Annotated in this window: 1 protein-coding gene; it reads left to right on the top strand. The window is 64.9% G+C overall.

Translation table 11 applies throughout. The features are described from left to right. Positions 1-288 (top strand): hypothetical protein (locus AC1RPY_RS07805; RefSeq protein ID WP_481763117.1); only part of this gene is annotated, 288 nt, incomplete at both ends.

Genomic DNA, 288 nt, shown 5'->3' on the forward strand with positions numbered 1-288 from the left:
GCGACGGGCGCTCGACCGTCGACGGCTTCATCACGGACGTCGCCACCGGCGCCAAGACGCCGACCGGCAGCATCGCGGTGCCGGCGGACTGGGGCGGCCTGTCGAGTTCGGCTTATCTGTTCGACGAATACTTTCCGTTCAATGCTGCGTCGAAGGACCCGATGCAGCGGCCATGCGTGCCGTACGCGCGCTACATGACGTCACTGCCGCATTTCTACCTGAAGGATGTGGACTACCCGACGACCGAGCGGTCGATCCGGCTGAATACGGGGAAGGACAAGTGCGCGG

Source organism: Dellaglioa sp. CoH-56-MRSF-12 (assembly GCF_056782075.1).